Below are 14,853 nucleotides of genomic sequence, written 5' to 3'. Positions count from 1 at the left end.
ATGATCCGCATACTCGTTTTCGCTCTCTTCGTCCTCGCGCTTGCCGCCGGTTTCGCCTGGCTCGCCGATCGTCCGGGCGAACTGTCCATCATCTGGCAGGGCCAGCGCGCCGATATGAGCCTGATGGTGGCGGCGACGCTTGTCGTCTCTTTGATCGCGGCCGTGATGTTCTGCTGGTGGCTGGTGCGGGTCGTCTGGACCTCGCCGCACTCCATCCAGCGCTACTTCCGTGCCCGCAAGCGCGACCGCGGCTACCAGGCGCTGTCGACCGGCCTGATCGCGGCCGGCACCGGCGATGCCGCCGGTGCCCGCAAGATGCTGTCGCGCACCAGGGGCCTGCTCAGTGCCGACCAGGAACCGCTCATCCACCTGCTCGAAGCGCAGGCCGCGATGATCGAGGGCCGCTACGACGACGCGCGCAAGAAGTTCGAACTCATGGCCGATGACCCGGAAACGCGTGAACTCGGCCTGCGCGGTCTCTATCTCGAAGCGCGCCGGCTTGGCGCCAACGAGGCGGCGCGGCAATATGCCGAACGTGCCGCCGAGAAGGCGCCGCAGCTGCCCTGGGCGACGGAGGCGGCGCTGGAATATCGCTCGGAAGCGGGCGATTGGGACGAGGCACTGAAATTGCTTGGCGATGGCCGCTCCGGCTCGGCGGAGGACAAGAAGACCTTCACCCGCCGCAAGGCCGTGCTGCTCACCGCACGCGCGGCCGACAAGCTCGACGCCGACCCGAAGGGCGCGCGCGAGGATGCCCATCAGGCGTTGAAGCTGGACGAGACCTTCGTTCCCGCCGGGCTCATCGAGGCGAAGGCCTATCTGCGCGAAGACAACCTGCGCAAGGCGGCCAGCATCCTCGAAAAGCTCTGGAAGGCGACGGCGCATGCGGATGTCGCCAAGCTCTACGTCCGCGCCCGCAGCGGCGATTCTGCCACCGACCGCCTGAAGCGGGCCGAAAAGCTGGAGGCGCTGCGGCCGAACAATGCCGAGGCGCTCTATGTCGTGGCCGAGGCAGCGCTGGAGACGCGCAATTTCGCGCTGGCCCGCGCAAAGGCCGAAGCTTCGGCCCGCCTTTCGCCACGCGAAAGCGCCTTCCTGCTTCTGGCCGATATCGAGGATGCCGAAACCGGCGATCAGGGCCGTATCCGTCACTGGATGAACCAGGCGCTCAAAGCACCGCGTGATCCGGCCTGGACCGCCGACGGCATCACATCGCCGGAATGGCGCGCCGTCTCCCCCGTCACGGGCCGCCTCGATGCCTTCGAATGGAAGACCCCCGTCAGCGAGCTGCAGGCGCCCGTCGAAGACGGTGCCGCCAACTCCGTCGAGGAAGCGATCCGCACCCTTCCTCCGCTCGCGATCGAGACCAAACCCGTCGCGGTCGTCGAGAATGTCGTCACCGTCGCCAAGGTCGAGCCGGAGAAACCGGCCGCAGTGGCCGAAACAGCAGTCGAGCCCGTCGCGTTGAAAAGCACCAAGTCCGAAGCCGTCCCTGAAAAGGCAAAGCCGGCACCGGTCGAACCAGAGGAACGCCCGTTCTATGGCCTGCCGGACGATCCGGGCGTCAAGGAAGGCGCGCTCAAGCGTGACGGCACGAGCGGCTTCAGGCTGTTCTAGAAGGCGAAAGTCTGCCCGTGCGGACAGCAGGACATAACAACAGAATGGGCGCCTGCCGCTGAAAGCGGACAGGGCCCTGCGACAACGGGGCTGATACCATATGTTCGAACGCCTGCAGCAATTCCTTGCGAGCCTTTCCGGCGGCGAGAACAAACCTGCCTTTGCCGCCGACGATCCGAGGGTCGCCGTCATGGCGCTCTGCATTCAGGTCATGGAAGCGGACGGCAAGGTGCTCGAGGTCGAAAAGCAGACCCTGCGCGCGCGCTTCAAAGACTATTACGGCATGGATGAGAAGGAGCTGGACGCCCTCTTCGCAGCCGGCACGAACGCCGAAAGCGAAGCCATCGATTTCTTCCACTTCACCTCGGAACTGAAACGCCAGCTCTCCGAAGACCAGCGTATCGGCCTGATCGGGCTGCTGTGGGAGATCGTCTATGCCGACGGCGAGCGCAATGAGATGGAGGACCACGCTATCTGGCGCATCGCCGATCTGCTCGGCGTGTCCGGCCGCGAGCGCATCATGAAGCGGCAGGAAGTGGCCCAGCGCACCGGCGCGCATGCCGTGCACGAGGAGACTGGCGAAACCTGAACCATGCCCGACCTGTCCAATTTCCCGCCGCGCAAGCGCCCGGTTCTCGTGGTGCTGCACCAGGAGAGATCGAGCCCCGGCCGCGTCGGGCAGATCCTGGAGAGCATGGGCCATGCGCTCGATATACGCCGCCCTGTGCTGGGAGATCCGCTGCCGCAAACGCTTGCCCGACACGCCGGCGCGGTTGTCTTTGGCGGCCCGATGAGCGCCAATGACGACGAGCCCTACATCCGCGAAGAGGTCGACTGGCTGGCTGTTCCGCTTCGTGAGAACCGCCCCTTCCTCGGTATCTGCCTCGGCGCGCAAATGCTCGTGCGCCAGCTCGGCGGCAAGGTTTTCGGCCATGATGAGGGTTGGACGGAAATCGGATGGTATCCGCTCACCGCCACGGAAGCCGGCGCCGCGCTGATGCCCTGGCCTGACATGGTCTACCAGTTCCACCGCGAAGGGTTCGACCTGCCCTCGGGCGCCACCCTGCTCGCCACCGGCCATCATTATGAGAACCAGGCCTTCCGCTACGCCGACAATGCCTGGGGCATCCAGTTCCACGGCGAACTGACGCTGGCCATGATGCATCGCTGGGTGGTTCACGGCGCGCATCGTTTCGAGTTGCCCGGCGCGCAGGTGGGCAGCCTTCATCTCCATGGCCGCCTGCTGCATGACGCAGCCCTGCGGCTCTGGATGACCGCCTTTCTCAAGCGGGTCTTTCACGAGGACTGAGGGGCCGCGTTAAACATGTTGCTGCCGCGTCCGGCGCTGGCCTTGCTGGCTGCGCCCGCAATGGCTACATGTCAGCACGAAACCATTTGGAGACATCAATGATAGCGGTCATCAATACCCTATTGTTCATCATCAATATCGCCTGGTTCCTGGTGATCGCGTCCGCGATCTTCTCCTGGCTCTATGCCTTCAACGTGATCAACACGAACAATCAGGTCATCGCCACCATCGGCCGCTCGCTCTACCAGCTGACCGAACCGATCTACCGGCCCATCCGCCGCGTGCTGCCCAATTTCGGCGGCGTGGATCTGTCGCCGCTCGTCGTGCTCGTCATCCTGTTCTTCCTGGAGCAGGTGATCCGCACGGTTCTCGCCCCGGCTCTCCTGTCCTGATCCCATGACCGTCGCGCCCGGCGCCGCGATCCGGCGCCATGACGACCATGTGCGCCTGTCGGTACGGCTGACGCCGAACGGCGGGCGCGATGCGGTCGACGGCTGGGAAACCGGCGCCGACGGCGAATGCTACCTCAAGGCGAGGGTGAGCGACCCGCCCGACAAGGGCAAGGCCAACAAGGCGCTGATCGCGCTTATTGCCAAGACGTCGGGCGTGGCGAAGTCCGCCGTAAACCTTCTGAGCGGCGATACCCAGAGAAAGAAAATCCTCCGGATCGAGGGCGACCCGGAGGATATCATTTCGAGGCTGGAGGCCGCCGTACGGGGCTGAGCCTTACTTCTGCGCGTTGTAGCGCTCGACGGCTTCGAGGATCAGCTTCTTGGCGACGGTCACGTCCTGCCAGCCACCGATCTTTACCCACTTGCCGGGCTCCAGATCCTTGTAGTGCTCGAAGAAATGCTCGATCTGCTTCAGCGTGATTTCCGGCAGGTCGGTGTAGTTCTCGACCTTGTCGTAGCGGCGCGTCAGCTTCGGCACCGGCACGGCGATGATCTTCTCGTCCTGGCCGCCATCGTCTTCCATGACCATGACGCCAATCGGGCGCACGTTGATGACGCAGCCCGGGATGAGCGGACGCGTGTTGCAGATGAGAACGTCGATGGGGTCGCCGTCTTCCGAAAGCGTGTGCGGTACGAAGCCGTAATTGCCCGGATATGTCATCGGCGTATAAAGGAAACGGTCGACGACAAGCGCGCCGGCATCCTTGTCCATCTCGTACTTGATCGGATGACCGCCGACCGGCACCTCGACAATCACGTTCACGTCATCAGGCGGGTTCTTGCCAACGGAAATCGCATCGATACGCATGGGGGGCTCCCTCGATTGGAAAAGCAATGATTTGCGGGCTTCCTAATGCGAATCCCGCTGCGGCGCAACATGACTTTCGCCGAAGCCGAATAGACCGGGTCCAAGCCCCGTCTTCCCCATGACCGGAGGATCCCCATGCGCCTGATGCCCTTTCTACTTTCCGCCGCCCTCGCCGCCGGCAGCACGGCTGTCGCAAGCGCCAATGAAAGCGCCTATACGGACCGCAATCTCGATGCCTGCAAGACGATTGCGCAGGAGGATGAAGGGCCGAGCGTCACGCTGCAATGCGCCGGCTACAAAGACCTCTCCGTCTATTTCAAGGAAGGGGACCTGCGGCAGAGCCAGGCCTATGGGCCAATCGGCAAGCCCTATCTCGACGAGGCCTTCGAGACCTTCGGACCATTCAACCATACGGGCGCAAAGATCGAGTGGCGGCTGGGTGCCGACGGCGCCCCTATCGCCGCCATCGCGCGCTGGTTCGTGGCCGACCCCGAACAGACCGATAGCACGGATACCCGCTACGGCCAGATCCTCGTCGTCTCCACGATTGCGACGACAAAGAACCCGACAAGCTGCGTCGTCGGTTATGTCGATGCGCTCGAAAACAACGATGCAAACATGCTTGCCCGCGAAATTGCGGACGAGAAAGCTGGCGGTTTCGTCTGCGGCACATCGCAGCCGGAGTGGCGGGGCAAACAGGGAAAGTTTTCAGAACAGCCGATGCGTTACCTGCCCGGCGCTGCGGAGTAGTCGAGGCCTAGGGCCAGACGAAGCCGACCTTCTTGAGGTCCTTCTCGCCGAAATTCTCCATGCCCTCGGCGATGTCTCGACCGCCGGACGACCGGAAGAACCGATAGGCGTGGTCGCTGTCTTCCAGGCACCAGACGATGAGGCCCTTGCAGCCCAGCGACTTGAGCAGCAGCTTCGCCTCGCCGAAAAGCTGCCGGCCGAGGCCGATGCCCTGATATTCCGGCCGCAGGTAGATTTCGTAGATTTCCCCTTCCTGGGGGAGCGCGCGAGCGCGGTTGAGGCCAAGCGTTGCATAGCCCGCGACCGTTCCCGCCACATCCAGCACCAGCAGCGTGGCCGGGCCACGGGTCGCCTTGCGCCACCATGTCTCGCCACGGCGGTCGACCATCTGGATCAGCGGCTTGTGCGGAATGAGGCCGGCATAGGCCTGCAGCCACGAGATCCGATGCGTTTCGGATATCGCGCGTGCGTCCTGCGGCTCGGCGCGCCGCACGTCGATCGACAGTGTCTTCATAACACCACTCATATTCCTGCGCCGACTCGACCGGAATCCGGCAAGACCTGAAGGCATGCATTGCCCACAGCCGAGTTCCGGACGGCGCAAGGAAAAGTTAACGCATTTTTAACAAACGTCACAAGCCGTAAAAGTATGGCACACACATGAAAAACCCCGGCGCGAAGGCCGGGGTTCAAAGTGTCTCGATACGGGAAGGAGCGATCAGGCCGCGCCGGACGCACGCTGCTTGTCGAATCGCTTGCGGTCGTTGGCATCGAGGAACATCTTGCGCAGACGGATGGACTTCGGCGTCACTTCCATCAACTCGTCGTCCTGGATCCACGACAGCGCGCGGTCGAGCGTCATGCGGATCGGCGGGGTCAGCTTCACGGCTTCATCCTTGCCGGCAGCGCGGATGTTCGTGAGCTGCTTGCCCTTCAACACGTTGACCTCGAGGTCGTTATCGCGGGTGTGGATGCCGATGATCATGCCCGCATAGACCTTTTCGCCCGGCTCGATGATCATCGGGCCGCGGTCTTCGAGGTTGAACATGGCATAGGCGACGGCTTCGCCCGAACCGTTCGACAGCAGCACGCCATTGACGCGGCCACCGATCGTGCCCTTGTAGGGCTGGTAGTCGTGGAACAGGCGGTTCATGACAGCCGTGCCGCGCGTATCGGTGAGAAGTTCCGACTGGTAGCCGATCAGACCGCGGGTCGGCGCCAGGAACTTCAGGCGAACGCGGTTGCCGCCCGACGGACGCAGTTCCGTCATCTCGGCCTTGCGCTCGGACATCTTCTGAACGACGACGCCGGAATGCTCCTCGTCGACGTCGATGACGACTTCCTCGATCGGCTCCAGTGTGTTGCCGTTCTCGTCCTTGTGCATGACGACGCGCGGACGCGACACGGCCAGTTCGAAACCTTCGCGGCGCATGGTCTCGATGAGAACGGCGAGTTGAAGTTCGCCGCGACCGGAAACGTAGAACGAATCCTTGCCCTCGGCTTCTTCGATCTTGAGCGCGACGTTACCTTCGGCTTCCTTGAACAGGCGGTCGCGGATGACGCGGCTCGTCACCTTGTCGCCTTCCGTGCCGGCAAGCGGACTGTCGTTGACGATGAAGGACATGGTGACGGTCGGCGGGTCGATCGGCTGCGCCGTCAGCGCTTCAGAGACCGACGGGTCGCAGAACGTGTCGGCGACCGTGCCCTTGGAGAGACCGGCAATGGCGACGATGTCGCCTGCATGAGCTTCGTCGATCGCGGTGCGCTCGATGCCGCGGAAAGCGAGGATCTTCGAGATACGGCCTGTTTCGATGAGCTTGCCGTCCTGGCCGAGAACCTTGACGGCCTGGTTCGGCTTGATCGAGCCGGAATGGACGCGGCCGGTGATGATGCGGCCCAGGAAGGGGCTGGCTTCGAGGATCGTGCCGATCATGCGGAACGGACCTTCGGCGACCGTCGGCTCGGGAACGTGCTTGAGCACGAGGTCGAGCAGCGGGGCCATGCCTTCGTCCTGCGGTCCCTCGGGGTTGACGTTCATCCAGCCGTTACGGCCCGAACCGTAGAGGATCGGGAAGTCGAGCTGCTCGTCGGTGGCGTCGAGATTGGCGAACAGGTCGAAGACCTCGTTCAGCACTTCCTCGTGACGGCCGTCCGGACGGTCGATCTTGTTGATCGCGACGATCGGCTTGAGACCGACCTTGAGGGCCTTGCCGACCACGAACTTGGTCTGCGGCATCGGGCCTTCCGACGAGTCGACGAGAACGATCGCGCCGTCCACCATCGAGAGGATGCGTTCGACTTCGCCGCCGAAGTCGGCGTGGCCGGGGGTGTCGACGATGTTGATGCGAACGCCCTTCCACTCGACCGACGTGGCCTTGGCGAGGATGGTGATGCCGCGTTCTTTTTCAATGTCGTTCGAGTCCATGACGCGTTCAGCGACGCGCTGGTTTTCACGGAACGTGCCGGACTGCTTCAGGAGCTCATCGACGAGCGTGGTCTTGCCATGGTCGACGTGCGCGATGATCGCGATATTGCGGATGGACATGGTTTAATCTCTGAGGTTAAGGGGCGCGCGCAAAACGAGGGCACCGTCTTCAATGGGCGGGCTCTTACATGTTTTTCCGCAATTGCGAAAGGGGCGGTCCGCAACTCCGTTGCATTTCCGGCATTCGCGCGCCTTCAGGAGGAGAGCACGGGCGGCAGCGTGATGCGCCAGAGCTCCTGATCCTCCCTGTCCATAAGGCGCACCGTCATCTCGCGGCTTGCACCATGAATGTCGACGAGGCCGAAGAACTGGAGGCCCGCGGATGGCGGCAGGTTGCTGTCGATCCCGCCTTTGGACGATTTGATGAAACGCACCTCCGGCCCGAAGGTCCGGTCGAGCGGCTTTGGCCCGTAGGTGCCGGAATGCAGCGGGCCCGAGACGAACTCCCAGAACGGAAGGAAGTCCTTGAAGACCGCGCGCGACGGGTCGTAGTGGTGGGCTGCGGTATAATGCACATCCGCGGTCAGCCACACGACATTATGGATCGCGTTGTCCCGCATGAAGGTGAGCAGATCGGCAATGTCGCGCTCGCGTCCGGCCGGCGGGCCGTTCAGCCCGTCCGCCACGCCCTCGAAGCCCAGGCTGTTGGTGTAGTCGTCCCAGATGACGAGGCCGAGCGGCATATCGCAGGCGATCACCTTCCACGTCGCGCGCGACGCTGCAAGTTCACGGCGCAACCAGGCCGCCTGTCGTGGGCCGAACAGATCATGATCCGCCGCCGAGCGGTTGGCGCTGCGATAGGAGCGCAGATCAACGAAGAACACGTCGAGCAGCGGACCATAGGCCACCTTGCGGAAGATGCGGCCGGGCTCCTCCGCGCAATAGCGGATCGTCGTCATTTCTTGGAAGGCCTGCCGCGCCCTCGCCTCGTAGACGTGGATGTCTTTGTCCGGATAGCGCCGGTCGCCGGTCAGATCGCTGGATGCCGACCAGTTGTTCAGAACCTCGTGGTCGTCCCACTGGAAGAAGGTCGGGCACTGGCTGTTGAAGGCGAGCAGGTGGTCGTCGAGCAGATTGTATTTCCACTGGCCACGGAATTCGTCCAGCGTGCGCGCGACATCGCGCTTCTCGTCGGTAACGATGCGGTTCTTCCAAACACCGCCGTCCCGCAGCGTGATTTCGTCGGGGATCGGCCCATCGGCATAGATCGTGTCGCCGGAATGGATGAAGAAATCCGGTTCGTGGCGCAGCATGGTCGAATAGGTCTTCATGCCGACATCGTCGATGCCCCAGCCCTGCCCCGCCGTATCGCCCGACCAGACGAAGCGCACCGAGCGGTCGCGCATCGGCGCGGTGCGGAAACGCCCGACAATCGGCTCCGACATGAGGTGGCTGGAATAAGGATCGCTCGCCGTGAACCGGTAGAAGATATCCTGATCCGGCAACAGATCCCGCAGCAGCGCCTTGACGGTGTGGTCGGAGGCACCGGTCGCGTCGAGCAGCGGCATGCGCGCGGCATCGGTGAAGCTCTCCGTGGTCGAATATTCCAGCAATACCTCAGACGGACGGTCCGTACGCGCCCAGACCACGCCGGACGCGCAATCGACGTCACCCGACTGGACGCCATGGGAAAAGGACGGGCTGCCATGCCGGCGCGTATAGAAGGGAACGGCAAGCGCCGATGAGGTTGCAAGCGCACCGGCGCCGGCAGTCAGAAGAAACGACCGCCGCGTCAGCGTTTCCGGAACAATCGCCATGCCACCTCCGGCCATACCCGCGAATCGACGGGCAGACCTTCGGTCCGGGGCATGTCAGCCCGGTAACGGCACGATGACGTTTCACCTAAGCTTTGGTGACGGGACGATGACGGCGGCGGTCTACGGTGTCACAGTCCCTCATCCCAAATTACAGCGCCCTCAAGCGGCGAGCCCCTTCTTCTCCAGCATGGCCTCGGGGCTCGGCAGTTTACCGCGGAAGGCCTTGTAGGCGTCTTCCGGGTCCACCGAACCGCCAACGGAGTAGATATAGGTCTTCAGCCGTTCCGCCATTTGCGGGTTGAAGGCATCGCCCGTCTCGGTGAAGGCGGAGAAGGCATCGGCATCCAGCACTTCCGACCACATGTAGGAATAGTAGCCGGCCGAATAGCCGTCGCCGGAGAAGACGTGCTGGAAGTGCGGCGTGGCATGGCGCATGACGATGGATTTCGGCAGGCCGATCTTGTCCAGCACCTCAGCCTGCACCGCCATCGGATCCTCGACCGGTCCCCGGGTATGGAAAGCCATATCCACCAGCGCCGAGGAGGTGAACTCCACCGTCGCGAAACCGGAATTGAAGGTGCGCGCGGCAAGAACCTTGTCGAGCAGGGCCTGCGGCATCGGCTCGCCGGTCTGGTAGTGCACCGCATAGCGCGTCAGGATTTCCGGCACCGTCAGCCAGTGTTCGTAAAGCTGCGAGGGCAGTTCCACGAAATCGCGCGAAACGCCGGTGCCGGAGACCGAGGGATAGGTGACATCGGATAACATGCCGTGCAACGCATGGCCGAATTCGTGGAACAGCGTGCGCGCATCGTCGAGCGACAAAAGCGCTGGCTTGCCCTCGGCAGGCTTCGCGAAATTGCAGACATTGTAGATGATCGGGATCTCGCCGACCGAACCGTTCGTCAACGGCAGGCGATGCTGGCTCTGGTAGGAGCTCATCCAGGCGCCTGACCGCTTCGAGGAGCGGGCGAAGTAGTCCCCAAGGAACATAGCGACCAGCCTGTCGTCCCGGTCGCGGATTTCGAAGACCCGCACATCGGGATGATAGACCGGCACACCCTTCTTTTCGATGGCGCGAATGCCGAACAGGCGTTCGGCGACGTCGAAACACGCCTCGATAATCTTCTCTAGCTGGAGATAGGGCTTCAGCTCGGCTTCGGAGAAGTTGAATTTCTTGGCGCGCAGCTTTTCGGCGTAGTAGCGCCAGTCCCAAGGCATGACCTCGTGGTTGCGTCCCTCCTCCGCGATAAGTTCGGCCAGTTCCGCCTCTTCCTCGCGCGCCCGGGCCACGGCCTTTTCCCACACCTGCATCAGCAGGCCGTTCACTGCTTCGGGTGTTTTGGCCATGGTGTTATCGAGCTTCAGGGCAGCAAAGTTTTCGTAGCCGAGCAACCCCGCCTTTTCGGAGCGAAGCGCCAGCGTGTCCTTCACGATGCCGCGATTGTCCGTCTCGCCGGCATTCTCGCCGCGCGCCACCCACGCCCGGAACGCCTGCTCGCGCAACTCCCGGCGGGCGGAAAAGGTCAGGAACGGCTCGATGATCGAGCGCGACAGCGTGACGGCATAGCGCCCCTCCTCGCCGCGTTCGCGGGCCGCCGCTGCCATCGCGTCCTTGAGGAAATCCGGCAGGCCGTCGAGTGCCTCGCCCTCGTCGAGGAAGAGCACCCAGTTCTTCTCGTCGGCAAGCACGTTCTGGCCGAATTTCGCGCCGAGCCCCGCCAGCGTCTCGTTGATCGCCGAAAGCCGGTCCTGATCGGCCTTCTCCAGCTTGGCGCCCGATTTCACGAAGCCTTTCCAGTGCCGCTCCAGCACGCGCAGCTGCTCGAGCGAGAGATTGAGGCCGGCGCGGCCTTCCCACAGCGCATCGATGCGCCGGAAGAGGGCGGCATTGGTGCCGATCTTCGAATAGTGGCGCGACATCTTCGGCGCGATCTCGCGTTCCAGGGCCTGGATCGTGTCGTTGGTGTTGGCGCCCGCACGGCTCCAGAACAGCGCGGAAACGCGCGAAAGCGCGTCGCCGGCGATCTCCAGCGCCACGACCGTGTTCTCGAAGGTCGGCACGTCGGGACTGTTGGCGATCGCGTCGATTTCCGCTTCATGGGCGACAAGGGCTGCATCGAAGCTTGCGGCGAAGGCCTCGTCCTTGACCAGATCGAACCGCGGCAAGCCGTTGAGGCCGGTCCACTCGACGAGGGCGGGATCGATCGACGTTTCGGTCATGGAAGTTCCTTTCTGGCAAATCAGCGTGCGGCGAATATAGGAATGGACGGGGGCGTTGGTACAGGGTGCCGATGCAAAATCGGGGAACGAAAGACGCAAAGGCGCGTTTGTTGGCCTGCGGCACGCTGCATCTTGACGCGGAGGGCAACTTCGGTGAAAACAGCCCTACCCGCGGTCCTTTGACATCGTTTGCCGCGGCGAACCCTGGTGCCGGGCCCCTCTGGCGAGAGTTTTTACGGCGCTCTCGTGATGTCGGTACCGCCAGCAATCAGCCGGCGGATTCATACGCACATGAATAATCTCACCATGCCTCACCCGCATGCCCGTCGTGGTATGCGCAACGTCACTTCGCTTACCTCCACGAAGATGGAGGCGCTGTCATGATCGGCACCGGCGAAGGCAAGACCACACTTTCCTATCTCAAATGGGCTCTGATCTCGACCGTCATCGGTCTCGCGCTCGGCGCGTGGCTGGGATGGCAGACCGAAGGCACGCTCGCCGGCATGGCGACCGTCTTCTTCATCTGCGCGGTCCTGGCGGTGCTTGAAATCTCGCTCTCCTTCGACAACGCCATCGTGAATGCCAACAAGCTCAAGGACATGACGCCGGTCTGGCAACGCCGGTTCCTGACCTGGGGCATTCTCATCGCCGTCTTCGGCATGCGCATCGTGTTCCCGCTCCTGATCGTCGTCATCGCCGCCGGTATCGGCCCGATCGATGCGCTCATCCTCGCTGCCCGCGAGCCTGCGGAATATGCCCGCATCATGAACGACGCGCACCTGCCGATCGCGGCTTTCGGCGGCACCTTCCTGATGATGGTCGGCCTTACCTACTTCTTCAACCATGAGAAGGACGTGCACTGGATCGGCTTTATCGAGAAGCACATGGCCCGCTCCGCGACCGTCAAGGGCATCGAGATCGCCTTCGTACTGCTGCTCATCGTGCTGTTCTCGCGGTTGCTTGACGGCGAGGATGCCAATACCTTCGTCTTTTCCGCCATCTACGGTCTCCTGACCTTCCTGGCGGTGGAAGTCATCGGCGGCCTGCTCGATGCTTCGCAGAAGGCAATGTCTGAAGCCGCCAAGGGCGGCCTGGGCGCGTTCATCTACCTGGAAGTGCTGGACGCCAGCTTCTCCTTCGACGGCGTCATCGGCGCCTTCGCGCTGACCCAGAACCTGTTCATCATCGCTATCGGTCTCGGCATCGGCGCCATGTATGTGCGCTCGATGACCATCATGCTGGTGGAGAAGGGCACGCTTGCGGAATACCGATATCTGGAGCACGGCGCGTTCTATGCGATCCTGATCCTGTCGGTGGTCATGTACTGCCAGACGCTGGTGCACATTCCCGAGGTGATCACGGGTCTGGGCGGCGCGACGCTCATCGGCATCTCGCTCTGGTCCTCGATCCGCTACAACAGGCGCGAACGGGCGCTGGGGCACCATGCCAATGCCTCCGCCTCCGACCGCGTGGCGACCCAGCTCGGCGAGAACGCCTGACGATGGCAGCCGGCCGTTCGGACGGCCGGCTTTCTCAAGTAGAGAAAAAGCAACACCAAATACAGAAGGCCCGCCGGTCTTGCGACCAGCGGGCCTTTTCGTTCGGGGATTATTTAAGCGTTAGACGCGGGGGAAGTCGATGGGATTGATGCCCAGCGTCTTCAGGTCGCGTTCCTTCGGGCGGCGGTGCCCTTCAACGGCCGCAGCGGCTGCGTTGGCAGCGCTCAGGACGGCGAAGGCCCGGCCGAAAAAGCCCTGGGCGAAGGAATTGCGGAGGGAAGTCATTGTATTGCTCGCTTTCTGTTTTAGCTTACGCGCTGTAGATGATGCTTTTCGCGTGAAAGTACAACAGCCGCTTTCTCAGCCCAGCCATGCAACGAGCGCAGGCCGGAAACACGGTCCCCGGCCTGCATTGTTTTCAACGACAGAAGAAAAACTTCAGTCTTCGTTTGCCGCAAACTGCGAGAGGACTTCGCCCTTGCCCCGCGCCCGCAGAACGAGCGGCACGACCACCGCAAGGACAGCGAGCCCGAACAGCACGGCCGCGATGGGCGACATGAAGAGCGACGTCACGTCGCCCTGGCTGATCGCCAGCGCGCGGCGCAGCTGCTGTTCGGCCATAGGCCCGAGGATCAGGCCGACGACGACAGGCGCGATCGGATAGCCGAACAGCCGCATGGCAAAGCCGAGCAGGCCGAACACGAGAAGCATGCCGAGTTCGAAGACCGAGGGATTGGCGCCGATGGTGCCAAGCGTCGCAAACAGCAGAATGCCGGCATAGAGCCACGGCTTGGGAATGGTCAGCAGCTTCACCCACAGGCCAATCAGCGGCAGGTTCAGCACCAGCAGCATGAAATTGGCAATGAGCAGGCTGGCGATCAGGCCCCAGACGAGCTGCGGATTGGTCGCAAACAAGAGCGGACCGGGCTGAAGGCCGTATTGCTGGAAGCCAGCGAGCATGATGGCCGCCGTCGCAGTCGTCGGCAGGCCGAGCGACAAGAGCGGCACGAGCGTTCCGGCGGCCGAGGCGTTGTTGGCCGCTTCCGGCCCCGCCACGCCCTCGATCGCCCCCTTGCCGAACTCGTCCTTGTGCTTGGAAAACTGCCGCTCCGTGGAATAGGACAGGAAGCTCGCAATATCCGCCCCGCCGGCCGGCATGGCGCCGATGGGAAAGCCGATGGCGGTACCGCGCAACCAGGGTTTCCAGGAGCGCGCCCAGTCCTGCGCATTCATCCAGACCGAGCCCTTCACCGCCTCCACCTTCTCGGGGATGCGGTTGCCCTGACAGGCGACGAAAAGTGTCTCGCCGATGGCGAACATCGCCACGGCCAGCGTCGTCACCTCGATACCGTCGAGCAGGTCGGGAACGCCGAAGGAGAGGCGTGCCTGCCCGGTCTGCTGGTCGATGCCGATCACGGCAAGGCCGAGCCCGACGAAGAGCGCCGTCAGCCCGCGCAGGGTGGAATCGCCGAACGCCGCCGACACCGTCACGAAGGCCAGCACCATCAGCGCAAAATACTCGCGCGGCCCGAAGGAGAGCGCGAACTTCACGACGAAGGGCGCGATGAAGGCAAGGCCGAGCGTGGCGATGAGGCCTGCGACGAAGGAGCCGATGGCGGCCGTGGCCAGCGCCGGCCCGCCGCGGCCGGCACGCGCCATCTTGTTGCCTTCGAGCGCGGTGACGACGGAAGCGCTTTCCCCCGGCGTGTTGAGCAGGATCGAAGTGGTCGAGCCGCCATACATGCCGCCGTAATAGATGCCGGCGAACATGATGAGTGATCCGGCCGGATCGAGCTTGTAGGTGACGGGCAGAAGCAGGGCGACCGTCAGCGCCGGGCCGATCCCGGGCAGTACGCCGACCGCAGTGCCGAGTGTTACGCCGATCAGCGCATAGAGCAGGTTCATCGGCTGGGCGGCGATGATCAGCCCCTGCAGGAGGAATTCGAATGTATTCAT

Annotated in this window: 14 protein-coding genes; 7 read left to right on the top strand and 7 right to left on the bottom strand. The window is 63.2% G+C overall.

All coding sequences use genetic code 11. The features are described 5' to 3' along the window. The 5 genes from MNR02_RS01495 (at position 1) to MNR02_RS01475 (ending at position 3,649) form a co-directional block, all read left to right on the top strand. On the top strand, positions 1 to 1,617 hold the full coding sequence (locus MNR02_RS01495; protein ID WP_241947837.1) for a heme biosynthesis protein HemY: 1,617 nt from the start codon (positions 1 to 3) through the stop codon (positions 1,615 to 1,617). 100 nt (positions 1,618 to 1,717) lie between these two features. Further along, on the top strand, positions 1,718 to 2,206 hold the full coding sequence (locus MNR02_RS01490) for a TerB family tellurite resistance protein (protein WP_241947836.1): 489 nt from the start codon (positions 1,718 to 1,720) through the stop codon (positions 2,204 to 2,206). Between the two features lie 3 nt (positions 2,207 to 2,209). Further along, entirely contained in the window at positions 2,210 to 2,926 is a 717-nt protein-coding gene (locus MNR02_RS01485) for a glutamine amidotransferase (protein WP_241947835.1), read from the top strand. A gap of 98 nt (positions 2,927 to 3,024) precedes the next feature. Further along, a complete protein-coding gene (locus MNR02_RS01480) occupies positions 3,025 to 3,318 on the top strand; it encodes a YggT family protein (protein WP_134649308.1) in 294 nt (97 codons plus the stop codon). Between the two features lie 4 nt (positions 3,319 to 3,322). Then, positions 3,323 to 3,649 (top strand): DUF167 domain-containing protein, encoded by a 327-nt coding sequence (locus tag MNR02_RS01475; protein ID WP_241947834.1) that lies wholly within the window; start codon positions 3,323 to 3,325, stop codon positions 3,647 to 3,649. A gap of 3 nt (positions 3,650 to 3,652) precedes the next feature. Here MNR02_RS01475 and ppa read toward each other — a convergent pair whose 3' ends face one another. Beyond that, complete coding sequence (gene ppa, locus MNR02_RS01470) at positions 3,653 to 4,186, bottom strand: inorganic diphosphatase (RefSeq protein ID WP_134649307.1); 534 nt, start codon at positions 4,184 to 4,186, stop codon at positions 3,653 to 3,655. Between the two features lie 135 nt (positions 4,187 to 4,321). Between ppa and MNR02_RS01465 the strand changes: the two genes are divergently transcribed. After that, positions 4,322 to 4,936 carry a hypothetical protein gene (locus MNR02_RS01465; RefSeq protein ID WP_241947833.1) on the top strand — a complete coding sequence of 205 codons (615 nt, stop codon included), beginning with the start codon at positions 4,322 to 4,324 and terminating at the stop codon, positions 4,934 to 4,936. 7 nt (positions 4,937 to 4,943) lie between these two features. Here the strand turns inward: MNR02_RS01465 and MNR02_RS01460 are convergent, their stop codons facing one another. From MNR02_RS01460 to MNR02_RS01445, 4 genes are all read right to left on the bottom strand, one after another. Then, a complete protein-coding gene (locus MNR02_RS01460; protein WP_241601057.1) occupies positions 4,944 to 5,450 on the bottom strand; it encodes a GNAT family N-acetyltransferase in 507 nt (168 codons plus the stop codon). 204 nt (positions 5,451 to 5,654) lie between these two features. Further along, entirely contained in the window at positions 5,655 to 7,481 is a 1,827-nt protein-coding gene (gene typA / locus MNR02_RS01455; protein WP_241601056.1) for a translational GTPase TypA, read from the bottom strand. A gap of 134 nt (positions 7,482 to 7,615) precedes the next feature. Next, the gene (locus tag MNR02_RS01450) at positions 7,616 to 9,178 is read right to left on the bottom strand and encodes an alkaline phosphatase (protein WP_241947832.1); all 1,563 of its coding nucleotides are present in this window, start codon (positions 9,176 to 9,178) and stop codon (positions 7,616 to 7,618) included. A gap of 159 nt (positions 9,179 to 9,337) precedes the next feature. Beyond that, complete coding sequence (locus MNR02_RS01445) at positions 9,338 to 11,398, bottom strand: M3 family metallopeptidase (RefSeq protein ID WP_241947831.1); 2,061 nt, start codon at positions 11,396 to 11,398, stop codon at positions 9,338 to 9,340. Positions 11,399 to 11,778: 380 nt separating this feature from the next. On the opposite strand from MNR02_RS01445, the gene MNR02_RS01440 reads away from it, so the two are divergent. Next, positions 11,779 to 12,897, top strand: a complete 1,119-nt coding sequence (locus MNR02_RS01440; RefSeq protein WP_241947830.1) for a DUF475 domain-containing protein — start codon at positions 11,779 to 11,781, stop codon at positions 12,895 to 12,897. A gap of 120 nt (positions 12,898 to 13,017) precedes the next feature. Here MNR02_RS01440 and MNR02_RS01435 read toward each other — a convergent pair whose 3' ends face one another. Beyond that, positions 13,018 to 13,182, bottom strand: coding sequence for a hypothetical protein (locus tag MNR02_RS01435; RefSeq protein ID WP_241601052.1), 165 nt, complete (start codon positions 13,180 to 13,182; stop codon positions 13,018 to 13,020). A gap of 153 nt (positions 13,183 to 13,335) precedes the next feature. Continuing rightward, a complete protein-coding gene (locus MNR02_RS01430) occupies positions 13,336 to 14,853 on the bottom strand; it encodes a tripartite tricarboxylate transporter permease (RefSeq protein ID WP_241601051.1) in 1,518 nt (505 codons plus the stop codon).

The organism is Shinella sp. H4-D48 (assembly GCF_022637395.1).
Lineage (GTDB): Bacteria > Pseudomonadota > Alphaproteobacteria > Rhizobiales > Rhizobiaceae > Shinella > Shinella sedimenti.
The sequence above is the reverse complement of the archived record's forward strand: the minus strand, read 5'-3'. Positions and strand labels throughout refer to the sequence as shown.

What these genes read in the sequence shown, in the direction of transcription:
- MNR02_RS01450 (WP_241947832.1), bottom strand. Translation starts at nt 9,178, where the DNA reads ATGGCGATTGTTCCGGAAACGCTGACGCGGCGGTCGTTTCTTCTGACT.
- MNR02_RS01475 (WP_241947834.1), top strand. Translation starts at nt 3,323, where the DNA reads ATGACCGTCGCGCCCGGCGCCGCGATCCGGCGCCATGACGACCATGTG.
- MNR02_RS01430 (WP_241601051.1), bottom strand. Translation starts at nt 14,853, where the DNA reads ATGAATACATTCGAATTCCTCCTGCAGGGGCTGATCATCGCCGCCCAG.
- MNR02_RS01435 (WP_241601052.1), bottom strand. Translation starts at nt 13,182, where the DNA reads ATGACTTCCCTCCGCAATTCCTTCGCCCAGGGCTTTTTCGGCCGGGCC.
- MNR02_RS01465 (WP_241947833.1), top strand. Translation starts at nt 4,322, where the DNA reads ATGCGCCTGATGCCCTTTCTACTTTCCGCCGCCCTCGCCGCCGGCAGC.
- typA (WP_241601056.1), bottom strand. Translation starts at nt 7,481, where the DNA reads ATGTCCATCCGCAATATCGCGATCATCGCGCACGTCGACCATGGCAAG.
- MNR02_RS01485 (WP_241947835.1), top strand. Translation starts at nt 2,210, where the DNA reads ATGCCCGACCTGTCCAATTTCCCGCCGCGCAAGCGCCCGGTTCTCGTG.
- MNR02_RS01480 (WP_134649308.1), top strand. Translation starts at nt 3,025, where the DNA reads ATGATAGCGGTCATCAATACCCTATTGTTCATCATCAATATCGCCTGG.
- ppa (WP_134649307.1), bottom strand. Translation starts at nt 4,186, where the DNA reads ATGCGTATCGATGCGATTTCCGTTGGCAAGAACCCGCCTGATGACGTG.
- MNR02_RS01490 (WP_241947836.1), top strand. Translation starts at nt 1,718, where the DNA reads ATGTTCGAACGCCTGCAGCAATTCCTTGCGAGCCTTTCCGGCGGCGAG.
- MNR02_RS01495 (WP_241947837.1), top strand. Translation starts at nt 1, where the DNA reads ATGATCCGCATACTCGTTTTCGCTCTCTTCGTCCTCGCGCTTGCCGCC.
- MNR02_RS01440 (WP_241947830.1), top strand. Translation starts at nt 11,779, where the DNA reads ATGATCGGCACCGGCGAAGGCAAGACCACACTTTCCTATCTCAAATGG.
- MNR02_RS01445 (WP_241947831.1), bottom strand. Translation starts at nt 11,398, where the DNA reads ATGACCGAAACGTCGATCGATCCCGCCCTCGTCGAGTGGACCGGCCTC.
- MNR02_RS01460 (WP_241601057.1), bottom strand. Translation starts at nt 5,450, where the DNA reads ATGAAGACACTGTCGATCGACGTGCGGCGCGCCGAGCCGCAGGACGCA.